The organism is Niastella vici (genome assembly GCF_002077945.1).
Classification (GTDB): Bacteria; Bacteroidota; Bacteroidia; order Chitinophagales; family Chitinophagaceae; genus Niastella; species Niastella vici.
The window spans coordinates 117,744-135,230 of sequence record NZ_LVYD01000002.1; the positions used below are offsets into that span (position 1 = coordinate 117,744).

Below are 17,487 nucleotides of genomic sequence, written 5' to 3' on the forward strand. Positions count from 1 at the left end.
GTAGTTTTAAGAATTAAAATTGTATATCAATTCCCAGGGTGAATTTCCTGGGCTGCGGATATAGGCCGCCTGTATAAATACCCAATTGATCAACTGATTCCGGATCGGGCATAGTAGATTTCTTGAAAGTGAGGAAATTGTCAATGATGCCATACACCCTTGCGCTGCCTACTTTCAGTTTCTGCGTAAAAGTGCGGGGCAACCGGTACCCCATAATAACTGTTCTTATTTTGAAATAACTGCCATCTTCATTGAACTGGCTCGAGAGGGGAATGTATTGATAATAGCTCGGGCCGAAAGGATTTATAGAGGGAAAACCTGCTTTGTAACCGGCTTTGGCGGAAGCTTTTTGCGGTGTCCAGTAATCCAATTTACTCAGATCGGGTAACCGGCTGCTGGCAAAAGAATATATGCTGCTGCTATAGCCGCCGGTGATATTGCTGATCTGTTGCTGAAAGAATGTATTCACCACATCTCTTTTCCAGGTAAATACGCTTACAAGGCTCAGGGAAAAATTTTTATAGGTAAAATCATTGATAAACCCACCGGTAAATTTAGGATTGGGATTGCCCATGGGAACGCGGTCGCCATACTGGTTGCCATTGTCTTCATCAACCCACACATCGCCGATCTTGTTTACATCTTCCCAAATGGGATCGCCGGGCACTACCGTATGATTGCCTTTAAAATAGGTGATGGCTTTACCTGTTACAGGATTGAAAGGGATATCCTTTTGATAATTGTACACACCGCCATACTTCAACTGGAACATTTCATAAATAGGCTGCCCCACGGCAAAGATCCTGCTTACCCCATAGTAATCCGTAATTACAAAAGTGCGGTTATTATTGGGCAGTTTCGCAATAGCATTTTTATTATAAGAAACAGTGAGTTGGGTACTCCATTGCAGGGGGCTTTTTTGCGGAAGTATTTTTGCGCCGATCATAATATCTGCTCCGCGGTTGCTCACCCACAGGTCATGGGCATTGAAATTAATACTTTGAAACCCGGTATAAAACGGCAATTGGAAATTGTAATAATCGTCCCGGGAAATTTTATCATACAGTTCAAGGGTAAACCATAGTTTGCTTTTTAACAACTGCGCTTCGATAGCAATATTTTTCTGGGTGGTTTTGGCCCAGGTGAGGTCATTTTTGGTGAGCCCATTATTATAACTGGGCTGAATAGCCACAGCGCCGTTATAGGTGCCAGGCACGATATATGAGTTGTAGGGCGCATAAAAGTCGCCCGATTGCGATCCTGAAACACCCCAACTCCCACGCAGTTTCAGAAAATTTATATAATTGCTTACCGGTTCCATAAACTTTTCTTCAGAAACTATCCAGCCGGCGCCCACTGCGGGAAAGTAACCCCACTTGCTGTTGCGGCCAAACCTCGACGACGCATCGCCCCGGTACGAACCATACAACAAATACTTACCATCAAAATCATATTGCAGCTGGCCCACAAACGAAAGCAATCCATCCCGGGCATAACCTGAGCCCCCAGACAGATCAGCCTGCGGAATGCCGCTCACTACCTGGATGTCGTTTGAAGGAACATTGTAACCGCTAACATAGCTGTTGCTGGCAATATCTGCATTAAACTGCTGCGATGCAGTAACCACAATATTGTGCGCATGATCATTGGCCATTTTCAGCTTCTTTGCAAAATTCAACGAGTTGGAAACAAAATAGGTTGTATACGTTCCCTTATCCGCTTCTGCATAAGAAGCCTGGGGAGAAGCATTATCGGCCAACAGGGCTACCTGGTCAATATTCGATGGTTGAAAATAATCGCGGTTTGAAGTTGAAATATTTGCCGCCCCCTGGAAGGTATATTTCAGAAAAGGAAAGAGGGTATAATTTGTGGTCAGTGAAGCGCTGTACAGATCGCTGATATTTTTATTTCGCAGCTTATTGTATATGCCCTGGAAATTCAATGAGTCGAAGCTGGTTAACCGGTAAAGGGACGATGGCTGGCTGGAACCGCTCACCGGCGTATTGTCATCGCTGTTATTGTAATATTTCCGGCCCCGCTTTCTGTCGCTTTTCGACATGGAGAAAACGAACTGGCTGTTTAACCTGGGCGAGATCCTGAAATCAAAATTCCCTCTGACGCTGTACCGGGTATAACCAAAAGCCTCGATAATTCCCTTTTCATTATAATAGTTCATGCTCAGGCGGTAGTTTACGTTTCCGCCGTTGGCCGACATGGTAGCATCCACATTTTGAACGGCCCCGTTCCGGTAAAAGAGTCCCTGCCAGTCGGTAGCATTATTAAAATAAGGGTTCATGCTGTCTGTTAACAATTGTGGCAGGTTCCCTAACTGTGCAGGCGTGGCATACTGGTTGATGATACTCATTTTTTCCCTTCTTTCATCGGCCCCGGTTGTAGTTTTCAGTAACTGCGGCTGCCGGGTAATGCCACCGTAGACATTCACCCTGAACTCTGGCCTGGTCGACCGGCCTTTCCTGGTTTTAATATAGATAACGCCATTGGCCCCACGTGAACCCCAGGCAGCAGCGGCCGCCGCATCTTTTTGCACATCGATGTTCTCAATATCATTTACATTGATGCCGGCCAGATAATTGGTACCCGTTGCATCGATGCTATTGGCAATATCTTCGGTATTGACAGGAATGCCATCGATCACATACAAAGGACTGCTCATGGCCTGCGCCTGTGCAACGTAATTGCCGCTATTGCCACCAATCCGGGTATTGATCCTTGTATTTCCACGTACGACCATCGTTGGGGCTACCCCGGGCTCGCCTGAATTTACCTGTATGTTCAGGCCCGGTACCCGCCCCTGCAGTAATACGTCAACACTTGGCGCCGGAATGTTTTCAATGTCTTTGCCCGAAACGGAAGAAACAGAAGTAGTGGTAACTCTTTTCAATTGCGATTGTACGCCCACAACCACTACATCATCCAGCTTATCTAAAACAGGGACCAATGACAGCGTTATTACGTCTGTTTCGGACCTGATCTTATACTGAACAGATTGGAAACCCACCGAGCTGACAACCAGTGTTTCGCCAACTGAAGCCGCAATACTGAATTTCCCATTGGCATCTGTAGACGTTCCTTTATGGGTACTCTTAACCATTACTGAAACCCCGGAAAGCGGCTTTCCCGCAGTATCTGTTATCCGGCCCTGAATTTCAGCAAACGTTGGCGCCGCCATTGCCACCGGTTGAATGGGCGGCACAGCAGCTTTTAAGATATATACGATGCTATTATCGATGCGGTAAGTGAGAGAAAGCGGCTTCAGGGCCAGTTCAAGCACTGTTTGCAGGTTGGCATCAGCAATATTGATATTAATTTTCTGATCGGGTGAAACAATACCTTCTTTAAACAAGAAGGAGTAGCCCGTTTGCTTTTTTAATTGATAGAAAAACTGTTCAATGGAAATATTATCCGATGACATGGTGATCTTCTGTGCAATTGTTTTGGCAGAGAGATGCAGGGAAGCGACCAGGATTATCAAAGCAGTTATACGCATAATCATCCATCCTTTTTGAACACAAATAGAATAGCGATTCCGAGCAGTTAATTTCATAACTTCGTGAAGTTTGGGTTTTGATGTAGATCTGGTTTTAGCGAACGCAGGTTTTGCAGGGTAAACCCAACGCTGCCGGAAATGCCGTTAACATTTCCGGTTTTTTATGGTTACCCTTCCATGGCTATGTGCTGATCTGTTTTGTTTGCATGATGGACAATTTAGTTTTGGTTTTATTTTCAAAATACAATGAGCTTTTTTCCATTGAGCCGGGTATCGATGCCATAGGCTTTCAATACATTCAGCAGGGCACTCAGGGGAACGTTCCGGTTTACAGAGCCGGAAAATTTCCCATCGGGAATGGCGCCCTGGTATTCAATATCTACATTATACCAGCGGGAAACCTCGCGCATCAGTTTTTGCACGTTTCCATGACTCAACGCCATTTCTCCGTTCTTCCAGGCCATTACCTCATCTGTCTGAACTGGGATAGGTTGGGATAATTGGGACGTATGGGATATGGACACCTGTTCACCTGGTTTTAATATTGCCGATTGCCGATTACCGACTGCCGATTGGTTTTCCACCTTCACCCGCCCTTCCAGCAAGGTCGTTTTCATTGCTTCTTCATCACCGTAGGCATTAATATTAAAATGGGTACCCAGTACTTCCACGCTTATATCCCCTTTCCGTACCACAAAAGGTATAGCAGCATTATGGGCTACTTCAAAATATACTTCGCCGGTAATGCTCACATTCCTTTGTTTTTTTGAGAAACAAGTGGGGTAAGTAATGGAGGATTCAGCGTTTAGCCATACGCGGGTTCCATCAGCCAGCGTAACCTGGAATGTACCGCCGCGGGGAGTTGAAAGCACGTTCAGACCATTGCCGGCAACATCGGCGGGGCCGGTTGATTTACACAACAGCTTACCGCTATCGGTTTTTATTACATGGCTATTACCCATTGTAGCCAGCACACCAGGTTGTGCGCTATCCAGCTCAACCTTGGTACCATTGGCCAGCAGAAGCACCGCTTTGTTACCACCGGGCGCCATATCATAATGGCTGTTCTTACCGGTGCCTGCTGTTGCTTTACTACCCGAACGATGTACCAGGCGATATACGCCCATAGAAGCACCCAGGAACAAGATCACTACAGCTGCATACTGCATGAACCGTAGCCATTTAATGCCACCGGATGTATTTGTTCTTTGCTGAAGCCATTGCAGATACATTTTCTCTGCCTGCCCGGCACTGCTCGCACCATGAAATGTTCCCCCCTCAACCTGGTGCAGTATGGTGTGCTGAAGTTGTTGCTGAAAATCCTGGCTTTCAACCGCCTGAAAAAACAGCTCCAATTCCTCCGGAGATATTTCGTGCCGGAGATATTTTTCGAGTAGTTCCTGAAATTGCTCTGTTGAAAGTTTCATCATAAGCGCCGTTTTTTACCAGGCTGGCTTATGAAGACCGGGAACCAGACAAAGAGGAGGGTATTATTTTAAAAAATATTTTTGAAGAAGGCTACATAAAGCAATAGCGAGATGAGCTGGTCTTTGTATTGTAGCAGGCATTCGCGTATAAAGTGTCTGGAGTTTACTATATATTCTCTTACTGTTGGTTTTGAAATATTCATCACCTGCGCTATTTCCTCGTACGACAGTCCCTTTTCCCTGCTTAACCGGTAAGCCTCCTGTTGCCGCGTTGGCAATTGATTGACCGCTTTTTCCAGGATTGCCCGCTCCTGTTTCCGGATCATCATCTCCTCTGAATTAACCAGTTCTTCTTCAAATAATTCGCGAACATATTGGATGTTCTTTCTTTGCGTAGCCAACCTTGAGAACTGATTGAAGATGGCATTCCTTGCAATAATGAACAGATAATTTTCTACATTTTCAACTTTAACCAGTGAATGTCTTTTTTCCCAGATCTTTAAAAACACCTGTTGGGTAATATCTTCGGCCTGTTCATGTACTTTCAAATAGGCCAGTGCGGCTGAATAGATGCGATCGAAATAAGAGAGGTAAAGCTCGCGAAAAGCAGCTTCATTACCTTCCGCAAGTAAGTTTATAAGCATTTTCTCATTGTGAGCATACAGTGGCTGTATCGACACGGCGTTCGAAATTAGTTTTGGTTTGCAGATATATTCAAATATAATTAAATGAGCTGGCAATATCGCAGGCAAACGATTGCGTGATTTTTTTGTCCCTGAACAAACATTTTTCGTTTATTTAACCGGGTTATACGCTATTAAAAAAACAAGAGGCTGCCTTTCGACAGCCTCCACAATATCAGGTAATAGTCGCCCTGCTTACCGCTATGATCTTTTACTCATACGCCAGGGCCTCCCTGGTAGTGATCTTATTTGCCCGGCGGGCCGGGAAGAAGGTAGCAAAATAAGCCCCGGTAATTATTATCAATACCCAGATAATGATGGCCGGAAATGAAAGCGTTAATGACAGTGGAGTACGGAAGGCCATACCACCGATCATTCTGCCCATATAAAAAGATAATAGCAGTGATAACAGGAACGCAATAAAAATGCTGATCAACCCCACTAAAAATCCTTCCCCGGCAATCAGTCGCCTGATCTTATTGGGGGTGGCGCCAATAGCGCGCATAACACCTATTTCCCGGGTCCTTTCCAGTATACTCATACTCATGGCCGACATCAGGCCGAGTATGCCCACTATGCCCATCATCACAGCCATAGACAGCAAGGTATTAACCAGCACTTTCATATGCCCGGCAATAGCATTCTTTAAAAGCCATACCGGTATGCTGGCGCTGACAGCAATATTTTCACGCTCAAGCAAACTCTCCACTTCCTTGTTTTTTTGAATGGCATACGCTTTCGACCGGTTGGCATAAGCAATTTTAATCATGTTGATCTTACCGGTCGTGTGCAACTGATCTGTAAATGCATTCAGCGATACATAGGCCCCGGCCCCCATGCCATAATCTTTTGAAAAACCGATCACCCGCCATAGCGTGGTGTGGCCGTTCACCAAAAGAGCAACGGGATCACCGATCTTCACAGCAGGCGACAATGCCCTGGCCGATTGATTTAATACAACATCATTGGCGCCTGTTGCAGTTAACCATTGCCCTTCTTCTATGGTAGTACTTAATAACCTGGTAGGAACCGGCAATGCCTGCAGCGTGAAACTTCCATGCCCTTTATCGGGATAAGTGCGGGTTACTTCATAATTGTTTTCTTTTACAAAAGAAGTGGAGGCATACTGCCAGCCTTCGGCGATACGAACACCGGGTATTTCTTTTATTGCATTCACTACGGTATCAGCATGCACCGCACTTTGTAATCTTACTTCCATGTCGAACAACCGCTGCTCATATATTTTCTGCAAGTCTTTATTCCAGGCTTCTGAAACATTCAGGGCAGTCATGAACATAGCGCCGCCCGCGGCCAGTAACCCTACTGTCAGCATAAGCCGGGCACGCTGGCGAAAAATATTCCTGATAGAAAGCATAAATATTTCACTGCTGCCTGCAATACGGGAAAGTTTCAACAGCCAGGAACCCGCTACCGGTCTGTTTTTGGAAACGCCATAATTATCCAGGGCAACCCGTACAGGTATGCGGCTTCCCCGTATAACAGGAATAGCTGCTGCCAGCAGCGGAATAATAATACCTGAGCCTATTTGTATCAGGGGAACCGAAAAAGGAATATCCTTATTGTTGATCTCGAGATTGAGCAAGCCTGCTATTTGTTTATAAAAGGCAGTTGCCGTGAGTTGACTCAGGGGTATACCAATTAGTAATGCCAATACACAAATGATGAGCATCATTAAGCCATACAACCTGATAATCTGGAACGAACCGGCGCCTATGGTCTTCATAATTCCAATTTGCCTTACCTGCTTTACCATTAAGGTGGCCATTGATTCAGCAACAAGGATAGCCCCCAACACGAGGATCATAAAAGCGAAGATGATAAATATCGTCATAACCGCATTCATCTGGCTTTGGTGGGGATGCTTTCCCGGTGGCGGCACCTGAATTTCATGAATGGGATGTCCATTAGTTTTTAGCCAGTTGGCTATAACAGTTGCTTTATTGGTTATGTATTGTGCTGAGTGCTGGTTGCCGGTCACCAATATACGGAGCTGATCAAAACTTTGTGGCTCGCCCAGCCAGTGCAAGGTCGAGAGGGTAATATACCCATAACCAGTTTGTTCCTGCCAGGCCGGGGCCAGGCCCGCATCCTGCACCGTGCCCGTGAGCTTTATTTTTTTAGGTTCCCCATGTGGTGCTTTAATAATGAGCTCATCGCCTTCTTTTGCATTCATTACCATATAAGCCGTGCGTTCGGCCAGCATGGTTCCTTCGGCCGGCGTAACAGCGCCGGAAATATGGTTTATTTTATTGGTGCGTTTGGTGGCAAAATCATCTATTACAAATAAGAGTAAGGGATTCCATCGATCACCTACTTTCATGCGGGCCAGTACAGTAGCATGCCGTTCGGCTTCTTTTATACCGGGGAGCTGTTTTACACTATCAATCAGGCTCACTGAGATGCTATCTTCCAGTTCAATAGTAGCAGAAGCGGGTACAGTTCCCATATAATTATCCCTCATTTCTCTTTTAATTACCCCATAACCGCCGAGGATGGAACCAATGCCCCAAATGCCGATCGTTATTGCCAGTACAAGCAACAAATTTTTTGAATAGTCATGCGTAAGGTCGCGTACAACCTTTCGGTATCTTGTTTTCATAATCTCAATTAAGAAGTTTGTTAATGAACAATAGCGCCGTCAAGAAGGGAAACAGTGCTGCCGAAGTAACCGGCAAAGTCTTTTTCATGGGTTACAATGATCACCGTTTTGCCAGCTTTTACCAGCCCGGCAAATAACTCCATGATGGCGGCGCCGGTATGAGAATCAAGATTCCCGGTAGGTTCATCGGCAATCAATACCGGTGGATCATTGGCCAAAGCCCTCGCAATGGCTGCCCGCTGTTGCTGACCGCCACTCAGGGCCGAAGGCAATTTGCTTGCCTGATCTTTTATATCAACCAATGACAATAATGCCAGCGCCCGGTCGCGTCGTTCCTTGCGCGGATAGCTATTACAAAAATCCATCGGAAGCATTACATTTTCCAGAATGGTTAAGGTGGGCAGCAATTGAAAGAACTGGAATACGACACCAATATTCTTCCCCCGCCAGGCCGCCAGTTCGCTTTCAGTCAGTTTATCGACCCGTATTCCATTAATGAGCACATTGCCGGCTGTAGGCTTGTCAATGCCCGACATAATATTGAGCAAGGTAGATTTTCCGCTCCCCGATTTACCGGTAATGGCCACTAGCTGGCCTTTACTGATCTCCAGATCTATATCTTTTAATGCCTGGAAAGATCCCGCCGCCAGCGGAAATGTTTTGCTGATATGACTTAATTGTATCAGTGAGGTGCTTTGCTGGTTCATCGTACTATTTTTTATTCAGCAATAGTACAGAACCTGGTATCGTTGATGGTCTAATAGCATCTGCCGGACGTCCTATGCAGAGATATTTTTCCTGTACTCGGTGGGTGTTAAACCAGTGAAGCGTTTGAAGATGAGATTGAAGGTTGATTTGGATTTAAAACCGGCTTCAAATGCAATACCCAGCAAATTATACCCGGCCATTCCGGGATCTGCCATTAACCGCTTCACCTCCTCCACCCTATACTTATTTATAAAGTCGTAAAAATTTTCGCCCATGCCATCATTTATTAATTGCGACAACTGGCTACGGCTCATTTTCAACTCTTTTGCCAGTGTGCTTAATGAAAGTTCGGGGTCCAGGTAGGGTTTCTTCTCCGTCATACAGGCTACCAGTTTATCAATCAGCAGCTGATCGGGTTTGGTAAGAACGGGCGTCTCCTGCGGAGCAGGTATAACTGGTTCCGGCCCACTATTTATTTGAATGGTATCAAATACATCCCGTTGCAATATTCCCCTGAACCCAAGCACATAAACCGCCGATGAAAAAACAACAGCGGTTGCCTTTGCCAGCCAGCGGCTGTTTTCCCAATGAATGGCGATAAACAGGCTAAGCAGGAAGAACAGGTTAATAATTAAGAAAATCCCTGAAAAAAGCTTTACCCAGCCTATATTAACGTTTTCGGTATTGGACATTTCCTGTTGCAACAATCGTTGATGGGCCTGCCACGTTTTGTTTATGAAATATTGATAGCCTAAAAATTGGCCAACCACCAATACGCGGAAAAAAATATACAGCAACCGCCGATGTTCATTAATAAAAGTTGACATTGCGCGGGGTAAACCGGAACCAAAAGACACAGACAGGCATATTACCAACAGAAATGGAACAAAATGCGATAATAGCTTCCCGGAAAATATTACCCGCCTGCCGGTAAGTTCTACCGCATAGAACCAGGATAGTGGGGCAATGAGCAGAAACGTAGGGTCGCCGGGCGAATATACATTATTTGAAAAATGACGAATGACACTGCCGGCGTACATAATATGAACAATACTGAACGCCAGGGCAATCAGCAAAACAGAGAGGAACAGGTTGGCCCTGCTTAGCCGTACTCTTTTATGGTTTAATAACAACACGACAAATATTGCCGTAGCAATGGCGCCATTGCAAAAGATCATGAAAACCTGGTTATCCAATTCAAACAAGTTTAAGATATTACCGTTCTGAATTGATGCAAAACTACACTAAATCAACAGTATAGACGTCCATAGGGATGTTTATGGACGTCTATGGTGCGATAATCCTGAAAAATACAAGAGGCCGCCCTTCGACAGTCCCTAATTATTGGTTATATGTTGGTACTTTCTTTTGGCGGTGAAAATACATCGGCAAGTGCACTGGCCAATATGCTTTTAATTTGAATACCAGATCATTCCCGGAATATTGTATATTGGTACACGTTGGTAAGTCAAAAACCTTTCTTAATCAACTATTCAATACAGGAACTTGATACAATACTATATTCAATACCACAATGCCGACGACATGGGTTATTTACCGGATATGGATAATATTCCGGATACGGGAAATATTGACATTAGCGACATCCGGTTTGACACGGCAATAAAAGATGACTTTAGCTTTTTTACCCGCAAACAATCGGTAGAAAAAGCAATTGGCAATTATTCTTTTCTCATTACAGGTATAGGAGGGAAAAGAAAAGCGTATTACCTATGGTCATTCATTATTATTGACGAAGTTGAAAAAGAAAGAGATCATTTTGTTGCCTACGGAACAGGCTTCAACTTTGCCCGGCCTATTTTGTTAAACGACCTGCCGGATTTTGATCACTTCAGAAACTTTTGTGGCAACTTCGGTATTGGTTTTCAAAATATTTCCAATCATCCATTTTGTAATACACTTGTTGGGTTTACAAACGGCGTAAAGCCTCGAATTGACACTTCCCAACAAAAAGAGACCGAACAAACTCTTTTGACAACCCTGGAAAAGCTGAATCGGAAAATGCAGCAAATAACGCCAGAGAAGCGGGTTGCTACAATTGAACTTACACTTCGAAAAGACAGAGAAATAGTTACCTTATTGAAAAAAGCAGCCAACTACAAATGCCAGTTCCCCGCCTGCCATTCGGAAATAAAAACAAAAGCCGGAATGAATTATGTTGAAGTGGCTCATGTGTTACCCGTAAACAAAGGGGGACAAAGTGTTTTAGGGAATCTGCTTGTTTTGTGTCCTAATCATCACAAGGAATTTGACTACGGCGATCTAAAAATCATTGAACAAACAATTGGTAAATTAAGCGGCTCATTGAATGGGAAAGATTTTAAAATTGAGGTCATTAAACCGAAGCATTGAAAAAATCTATAACACATGCCTTATAACCCATGCCTTATAACCTATGCCTTTTAACCTATAGCCGCCATTTTAACACACTCCCCTGCCACACCACCACTTTATTTCACCTGAACAAACTGATTTATTCTTCAGGCAAATAAAAAAATCATAAAAGAACAAACATTCTTTTATATTTGCGTCGTTATGCGAACAAAAGATGCACAAAAGGAAGTACTGATAAGGCAAAAAACGATGGAGATCGTTGTAAAGGAAGGCCTTGATGGGTTCAGCATGCATAAGCTGGCAGCCAGCGTTGGCATATCAGTCAATACCATATACCTTAATTTTAAAAATAAGGAAGACCTGATCATAAAAGTTTACCAGGGCGTGGTAAAGAAAATGGAGCAGGTATTGCTCGAAGAGTTCAACCCGGAAATGGACTTTGCAACCGGTTTAAAATTGCAATGGAAGAACCGCCTGCGGTATTTCACGAAATATCCGCTGCATATTGAATTTACCGAGCAAATAAGGCATTCGCCCATCTATGAAAAAGTGATGCAGCTTCAGGGTAAAAAATTCACCGCCACCATGGCGCAATTTTATGAAAGGGCCATAAAGAACAAAGAACTGATACGGTTTCCCCTGGAAATATACTGGTCACTCGCCTATGCCCCTTTGTTCCAGCTGCTTAAATTTCACCGCCAGAACAAAAGCTTTACCGGTAAAAAGTTTGTATTGACAGAAAAGAAATTCAACCAGGTATTCAGCCGCGTATTGATCTCACTTACCCCATAAATTTTTTTAACTAAAAAAAGAACAATTGTTCTTTTATAAAACCTGTTACTATGCAAATAAATCATTTGAATTTTCCCGTGACCGATGTAGCCCAAACAAAGTCCTTTTTTGAAAAGCATTTCAATTTTAACTGCCGGGAGGTTAAAGGCGATAATCTGATGGCCATATTAGAAAGTGAGGAAGGGTTTGTACTGACCCTGATGTCAACCGATTTTAACAGGAATGGCAATTCTACCTACCCCGATGCCTTTCATATGGGCTTTCTCGTAAATGACCGGGATAAAGTACAATCCATTTGGCAGCGCCTTCACAACGACGGCGTGGTACTGGAACAGGAGCCACATAATATGCGGGGCGTGTATGGTTTTTATCTCCATGCGCCGGGAAATATCTTAATAGAAATAAGTACTATTGGTATTTAAACCAAAAAAAGTTTGTTATAAAAATCACCAATAACGCTACTGTATGGATCAAATTATATAATAAGATGAGCGCATGCACTGCATTTTATAATGGGCATACACAGCTATTGAATACCTGTGTATGCCCTAAAAAAATATTACCTGAGATGCCTTACTTTAAAAATAAGACGGTCAGGGCAGTTTTTTAATTAAAAGATTCCTGAATTGCACCCTCGATGTATCATGGTGAGCCTGTAATGCAATATACCCCGTTAACTGCCGGTTACTTGTATACGTATTCACCAGTTGACCGTTTAACGTTACCTGTATTTGCGGCCCGTTCGCTTCAATGATATAGGTATTCCATTGCCCCACCGCATTGGATGCCAGCCGGGCAGGCGCCTGCAAATCGTAAATGGCCCCATTGATCTTTATCCAGTTACCTTCTGAGTTATTCTGAGAATCAAAACCTCGTTCATCTATTTCAATTTCGTGCCCCTGGCTATCTGCGCTTTGCAAAGCATTAGGAATGTTGAAAGCAGGTATACGAATATAGATGCCTGAATTATCGTCCCTTCGTCCTGTTCTCCAATCAATTTTCAAGATAAAATTCGAAAACTGTTCCTTAACATACCAGTACAACCCATAACCATATATTGTCTCCAGTACTTTCCCATAATTTTTCATAAATGGAGCCGTATTTGCAGCACTGACCATCTGCCAATCTTTGGCTGCCAATGATAGTGGAGTAAAGCCATTATCGACAATTGGTGTATTTTTTCTATTTATTTCCTGCACTGTTTTTCTTGCCAGGGAAAAAGCAGTAAGTGAAGGATTGGCTGAACCCAGACTGGGAAAAACAGCAGGGCCTGCTACATATACATTATCGGTATTATGAAATTTTCCGTTTGTATCTGTAATTGAACTTCCGGGAGCACCCATAAATAATGTGCCTGCTTCATGATGGGTTGTACCAAGTTTATCCTGCCAGAACCCCTTCCCATTAGCATCTGGTTGCGGACGTTGGGGCTGCCAGCTTTTAGTGAGGCTATTCCAGTATTGAATATTAGCTGCGTTGCCTGCTATAACAGATGCCAGGTCAAAAGCAGTTTTATCCATTTCCGTCCACAACTTTCTGTCGTTTGCGGTAACAACCAGATGAACATATGCTCTTCGCTTTCCCCACCGGTCTGTTTCATTACTCAGGTCAATCCAGCTTTTATTGGGATCAGGGGTAAGGCTTTGATCATCTTCCATTTCACCGATGCCTCTGAAAGTAATTACCATCCAGTCGGGATCCTGGTTAGCAAGCATGTTTGCCTGTAAGTCAATATCAGGCACCATGCTCCACATATTCTTTTCCGGATCGGGACCTGCTATTGCCGCAGCCGTTACCTGCAAATGAAATCTTCTGCCGAATGCTTCCCCCTTAACAATATGAGCAGTAGTTTCAAGATTGGTTGCAGGTGTTGGAAGCCCCAACGCAGACCGCTTAATTCTTACAGTAATATTGCTCCTTAAATGTGCCATTAAATTCCCAACGCGGGGAGCGCCAAATTGGGTAGAACCAATTCCCAACGACTCCAAAGCTATTCTGGTTGCTTCAATTGTTCCATTTGCCAGGATAACTGAACATGAATCAGCCAGAAAAATAGTCTGTCGCTGGCCATTCGTGCTTATATCTATACTGGTCACTTTACTGCCGGTTTTGTTTAATTGCAAAACCTGTGTTTTGGGCAGTAAAAAGATCCTTCTGCTTACATCGCCATGACTATTATTACTTGCAATGTCATCTCTGATGGCGTCTATTAAAAACGGGCAACTGCTAAATTTATCAAAAGGAAAAAGGCCGGGGCCAGGTGATGATCCCTGCACAGCAAGTGGCGCTTCTGCAACCGCTTTTATAGCTGGTATACCCGGCATGGCATTTTTTAATGCGGTATCTAATGTATTATAAGCACTTGCCTGTACAATGTAGTCGGTGCTGGGGTTAACCCCAATTTCTTTTTCAGTATATGTGTATGCACCAGCAACCGGGGAAACACCTTTGAGGAAATCTGAAACATCGGTGGGCCAGTTCAATAAGTCGTTATCTGTTAATCTTGGCGACCATCCACCCCAAAATATGGATCTACCACCTACACAGTAAGCCAGTCCGGGAAATGCTTCATTACTGATCCACGGCATGCCCCAGATCACATTTTGGGCATTTCCATCATCAGTATTCCTCAACCCGTCTGGGCCGCCAATCTTTCCACCCAATTTTTGGGGTAAATTCTGAATGTGTGAGGGAAGTAAAAAATCTCCAGCTTCTATAACAAGGATCCGTAAGCCCAGGTCCTTGCCCGTTCTGAAAAATTTTTCCGCAGCATAACTGCCAAACATACCGCCCCCAATTATAACAACATCAAACGGATAGCCGCCGCTATCCAGGCTTGCTTTTATTTCCTGCCATGTGTTACATACATAGCGTCCTAAAACATCAAAGGAAAATGTGGTACCCTGAATATCAAAATTGGCAGGGGTTTGGTTTGGGTCAACAATCAATTTTGTTAGCGACATAAGTTTAAGTTTTATATCAGAAAAAAGATCCGTTAAGAAAAAGATGATTTCGACAACAGTTCCTGGTTGTCATCCTTATGCAGGATATTGAATTATGACAGCGATTTGTAGAATGCGGACACAGATACGAAGACTTCGTATGTGCAAAGTTTGGTTGGCTTATTAGTTACCAGAAAGAAAGACTTACATTAGAAATCAACAGGGAAGAAGATATATTTCATGCGAGGGTACCAGGCTTGCTGCTATCTGTCACTAAAGGTATACTTAAATTTTTTATTACCAAATACCGTAAACGGGGTATAGAAGAATATTTATAGTCAGGCAAAATGTGGCAAAAATGCGTTTAGGGCTACTGATTAAGTATATTGACAAAGCCCGTAGCTTTGAACCATGTTACCAATTAAACAGGTTCATCATATTGCCATTATTTGTTCAAATTATGAACGATCCAAATGGTTCTATACCCAGGTGCTGGGCTTCACCATTGTGCAGGAAGTTTACCGCGAAGCGAGACAGAGCTACAAGCTGGACCTTGCCATAAACGGTTTGTATCAGATAGAGCTATTTTCTTTTCCCAGCCCCCCACCCCGCCCCAGCCACCCGGAAAGCTGCGGATTGCGTCACCTGGCTTTTGCCGTAACAGACATTGATTCCGCCGTTAGCTGGCTGCAATCGTGCCAGGTAACGCCGGAAGCCATCCGGGTGGATGAATGCACGGGCAAGCGGTTCACTTTTTTCGCTGATCCCGACGGATTGCCGCTGGAACTTTATGAAATGTAAGATTAAAACCGGTTGGTATTCGTTTCGAGCATCAATGGTTATAATTTATATTTCCTTTAAGGTTCCTCCATTCTGGCTGTACTCCGACTAGGGAAAGGCCCTCTTTGTATTCTGGATTTTGCACCGGTGTAGGAAATATTTAATTTTTCCGACAACTGTTTTTGTGAAAGCCCTTCCAGTTCTACCATTATCAACGCTTCGCTATATAAAGGTGGCAACGCCTTTATAAAAAATAAAAGACAGCAATCAGCCAACCGGTATGCTGATTGCTGTTCTTCTGCCTGGGTATAATCAGCTTCTAAGGACTTTGGTGTTTTCTTTTGTAATCTGTAATAATCTATTACGGCATTTTGCGCCATTTTGATTACATAAGAAGCCGGCTGCTCAACCCATTTAATTCGCTCTTCATTCTCTGTTATTTTCAGAAATACATCATGTAAAATATCCTGACAACTGTCGTCGCCACTTACTTTACTGCAAATAAAGGCTTTCAGTTTCTCTTCATGTTCCTGCCAAATCTTATTCGATGTATTACATGAACCCATAAATAAACCTTATAAATTCTCAGCAACAAATTGCTGACTGTATTTTTTGATCATTTCCCGCACATCTCTAAACTGTTTCCTGATCTCTTCTTCGGTTCCTGTTGCCTTTGCCGGGTCTGGAAAATTGTAATGGAACTTTTTCGCATTGGATGGAAAGAATGGACATCTTTCTTTAGCATTGTCGCAAACAGTGATCACATAATCAAAATCAATCTCCCTGTATTCGTTTACGTTGTTTGAAGTATGCCTGGAAATATCAATACCATCTTCTTTCATTGTTTCAATCGCTCTGGGATTCACACCATGTGTTTCTACCCCTGCGCTGTATATGGCTGCTTTATCGCCTGCAAAATGTTTTAAATAACCTTCTGCTATCTGGCTACGGCAACTGTTTCCTGTACAAAGAACCAATACTTTTTTCATTGAACCTGTTTTGTAAGTTGTTTATTGTTATGAAGAATTTTATGGATCGGGATAGCAAAGGCGGCTCCTGCAGTGGGTGCAACTATATAAATCCAAAGATGTTCAATATGCCCTGAGATAAAAGCCGGAGCCATTGAGCGCGCCGGGTTCATGCTTGCGCCACATACCGGCCCTGCAAACATAGCCTCCAGTAATACGGTTGAACCTATGGCAAGCCCGGCAAACATTCCCTGTTCCTTACTGCCTGTTGCTACATTTATGACAACAAGCATTAAAAAGAAAGTAAGCAGGAACTCCAAAACGAAAGATTGCATTTCTGAACCAGCTGGCAATGTCACCCCCAGTGTTTCATTTCCGGGAAAGAGGCAGTGCAGGGTTATACTCGCCAACAGCGCCCCTGTTACCTGGCTAATAATATAAGGCAATACCTGTTTTACCTGAAATCTTCCGGCAATTGTAAAGGCAATAGTTACAGCCGGGTTCATATGCGCTCCGGAAATATCGCCCAGGGCATAGATCATCGCCATTACAATAAATCCCCATGTTATTGCAATCCCGGCATGCGTTACCGCTCCATTAAATTGCTGATCGATGATAACAGCACCAGTTCCACAAAACAGGAGAATAAAAGTTCCCAATAGCTCGGCCAGGTATCTATTCATATGGCTTTAACAGTTATATTC

At 43.6% G+C, this 17,487-nt stretch carries 14 protein-coding genes; 4 read left to right on the forward strand and 10 right to left on the reverse strand.

Annotation, left to right across the window (positions count from 1 at the left end; genetic code table 11):
* Positions 1-13 precede the first annotated feature (13 nt).
* The 6 genes from A3860_RS03995 to A3860_RS04020 all read right to left on the reverse strand — a co-directional run bounded on the left by A3860_RS03995 (position 14) and on the right by A3860_RS04020 (position 10,124).
* On the reverse strand, positions 14-3,508 hold the full coding sequence (locus A3860_RS03995; protein ID WP_158085136.1) for a SusC/RagA family TonB-linked outer membrane protein: 3,495 nt from the start codon (positions 3,506-3,508) through the stop codon (positions 14-16).
* Positions 3,509-3,744: 236 nt separating this feature from the next.
* Positions 3,745-4,938, reverse strand: a complete 1,194-nt coding sequence (locus tag A3860_RS04000; protein ID WP_081145266.1) for a FecR family protein — start codon at positions 4,936-4,938, stop codon at positions 3,745-3,747.
* A gap of 65 nt (positions 4,939-5,003) precedes the next feature.
* A complete protein-coding gene (locus tag A3860_RS04005; protein WP_081145267.1) occupies positions 5,004-5,579 on the reverse strand; it encodes an RNA polymerase sigma factor in 576 nt (191 codons plus the stop codon).
* A gap of 250 nt (positions 5,580-5,829) precedes the next feature.
* Positions 5,830-8,238, reverse strand: a complete 2,409-nt coding sequence (locus A3860_RS04010; protein WP_081145268.1) for an ABC transporter permease — start codon at positions 8,236-8,238, stop codon at positions 5,830-5,832.
* 20 nt (positions 8,239-8,258) lie between these two features.
* Positions 8,259-8,945 carry an ABC transporter ATP-binding protein gene (locus tag A3860_RS04015; RefSeq protein WP_081145269.1) on the reverse strand — a complete coding sequence of 229 codons (687 nt, stop codon included), beginning with the start codon at positions 8,943-8,945 and terminating at the stop codon, positions 8,259-8,261.
* Between the two features lie 72 nt (positions 8,946-9,017).
* The gene (locus tag A3860_RS04020; RefSeq protein ID WP_143773930.1) at positions 9,018-10,124 is read right to left on the reverse strand and encodes an AraC family transcriptional regulator; all 1,107 of its coding nucleotides are present in this window, start codon (positions 10,122-10,124) and stop codon (positions 9,018-9,020) included.
* A 328-nt stretch (positions 10,125-10,452) separates the two neighbouring features.
* Here A3860_RS04020 and A3860_RS04025 point away from each other — a divergent pair, with 328 nt between their 5' ends.
* From A3860_RS04025 to A3860_RS04035, 3 genes are all read left to right on the forward strand, one after another.
* Positions 10,453-11,319, forward strand: coding sequence for an HNH endonuclease (locus tag A3860_RS04025; RefSeq protein ID WP_081145271.1), 867 nt, complete (start codon positions 10,453-10,455; stop codon positions 11,317-11,319).
* Between the two features lie 183 nt (positions 11,320-11,502).
* Positions 11,503-12,093, forward strand: coding sequence for a TetR/AcrR family transcriptional regulator (locus tag A3860_RS04030; RefSeq protein ID WP_081145272.1), 591 nt, complete (start codon positions 11,503-11,505; stop codon positions 12,091-12,093).
* A gap of 50 nt (positions 12,094-12,143) precedes the next feature.
* Entirely contained in the window at positions 12,144-12,515 is a 372-nt protein-coding gene (locus A3860_RS04035) for a VOC family protein (protein ID WP_081145273.1), read from the forward strand.
* 171 nt (positions 12,516-12,686) lie between these two features.
* Here the strand turns inward: A3860_RS04035 and A3860_RS04040 are convergent, their stop codons facing one another.
* Positions 12,687-15,056, reverse strand: a complete 2,370-nt coding sequence (locus A3860_RS04040; RefSeq protein ID WP_081145274.1) for a family 16 glycoside hydrolase — start codon at positions 15,054-15,056, stop codon at positions 12,687-12,689.
* Between the two features lie 390 nt (positions 15,057-15,446).
* On the opposite strand from A3860_RS04040, the gene gloA2 reads away from it, so the two are divergent.
* A complete protein-coding gene (gloA2, locus tag A3860_RS04045) occupies positions 15,447-15,836 on the forward strand; it encodes an SMU1112c/YaeR family gloxylase I-like metalloprotein (protein WP_081145275.1) in 390 nt (129 codons plus the stop codon).
* A gap of 56 nt (positions 15,837-15,892) precedes the next feature.
* Here the strand turns inward: gloA2 and A3860_RS04050 are convergent, their stop codons facing one another.
* Genes A3860_RS04050 through A3860_RS04060 form a run of 3 tightly spaced genes read right to left on the reverse strand, consistent with a single transcriptional unit; the run spans position 15,893 to position 17,466 of the window.
* Complete coding sequence (locus tag A3860_RS04050; RefSeq protein ID WP_081145276.1) at positions 15,893-16,381, reverse strand: sigma-70 family RNA polymerase sigma factor; 489 nt, start codon at positions 16,379-16,381, stop codon at positions 15,893-15,895.
* Positions 16,382-16,390: 9 nt separating this feature from the next.
* Positions 16,391-16,804 (reverse strand): arsenate reductase ArsC, encoded by a 414-nt coding sequence (locus tag A3860_RS04055; protein ID WP_081145277.1) that lies wholly within the window; start codon positions 16,802-16,804, stop codon positions 16,391-16,393.
* Positions 16,801-17,466 carry an aquaporin gene (locus tag A3860_RS04060; protein WP_081145278.1) on the reverse strand — a complete coding sequence of 222 codons (666 nt, stop codon included), beginning with the start codon at positions 17,464-17,466 and terminating at the stop codon, positions 16,801-16,803. The genes A3860_RS04055 and A3860_RS04060 overlap by 4 nt, the downstream gene beginning before the upstream one ends.
* Between the last annotated feature and the right edge of the window lie 21 nt (positions 17,467-17,487).

Excerpts from the sequence above, each read along its gene's own strand:
- A3860_RS03995 (WP_158085136.1), bottom strand. The coding sequence starts at position 3,508 with ATGCGTATAACTGCTTTGATAATCCTGGTCGCTTCCCTGCATCTCTCT.
- A3860_RS04000 (WP_081145266.1), bottom strand. The coding sequence starts at position 4,938 with ATGATGAAACTTTCAACAGAGCAATTTCAGGAACTACTCGAAAAATAT.
- A3860_RS04005 (WP_081145267.1), bottom strand. The coding sequence starts at position 5,579 with ATGCTTATAAACTTACTTGCGGAAGGTAATGAAGCTGCTTTTCGCGAG.
- A3860_RS04010 (WP_081145268.1), bottom strand. The coding sequence starts at position 8,238 with ATGAAAACAAGATACCGAAAGGTTGTACGCGACCTTACGCATGACTAT.
- A3860_RS04015 (WP_081145269.1), bottom strand. The coding sequence starts at position 8,945 with ATGAACCAGCAAAGCACCTCACTGATACAATTAAGTCATATCAGCAAA.
- A3860_RS04020 (WP_143773930.1), bottom strand. The coding sequence starts at position 10,124 with ATGATCTTTTGCAATGGCGCCATTGCTACGGCAATATTTGTCGTGTTG.
- A3860_RS04030 (WP_081145272.1), top strand. The coding sequence starts at position 11,503 with ATGCGAACAAAAGATGCACAAAAGGAAGTACTGATAAGGCAAAAAACG.
- A3860_RS04035 (WP_081145273.1), top strand. The coding sequence starts at position 12,144 with ATGCAAATAAATCATTTGAATTTTCCCGTGACCGATGTAGCCCAAACA.
- A3860_RS04040 (WP_081145274.1), bottom strand. The coding sequence starts at position 15,056 with ATGTCGCTAACAAAATTGATTGTTGACCCAAACCAAACCCCTGCCAAT.
- gloA2 (WP_081145275.1), top strand. The coding sequence starts at position 15,447 with ATGTTACCAATTAAACAGGTTCATCATATTGCCATTATTTGTTCAAAT.
- A3860_RS04050 (WP_081145276.1), bottom strand. The coding sequence starts at position 16,381 with ATGGGTTCATGTAATACATCGAATAAGATTTGGCAGGAACATGAAGAG.
- A3860_RS04055 (WP_081145277.1), bottom strand. The coding sequence starts at position 16,804 with ATGAAAAAAGTATTGGTTCTTTGTACAGGAAACAGTTGCCGTAGCCAG.
- A3860_RS04060 (WP_081145278.1), bottom strand. The coding sequence starts at position 17,466 with ATGAATAGATACCTGGCCGAGCTATTGGGAACTTTTATTCTCCTGTTT.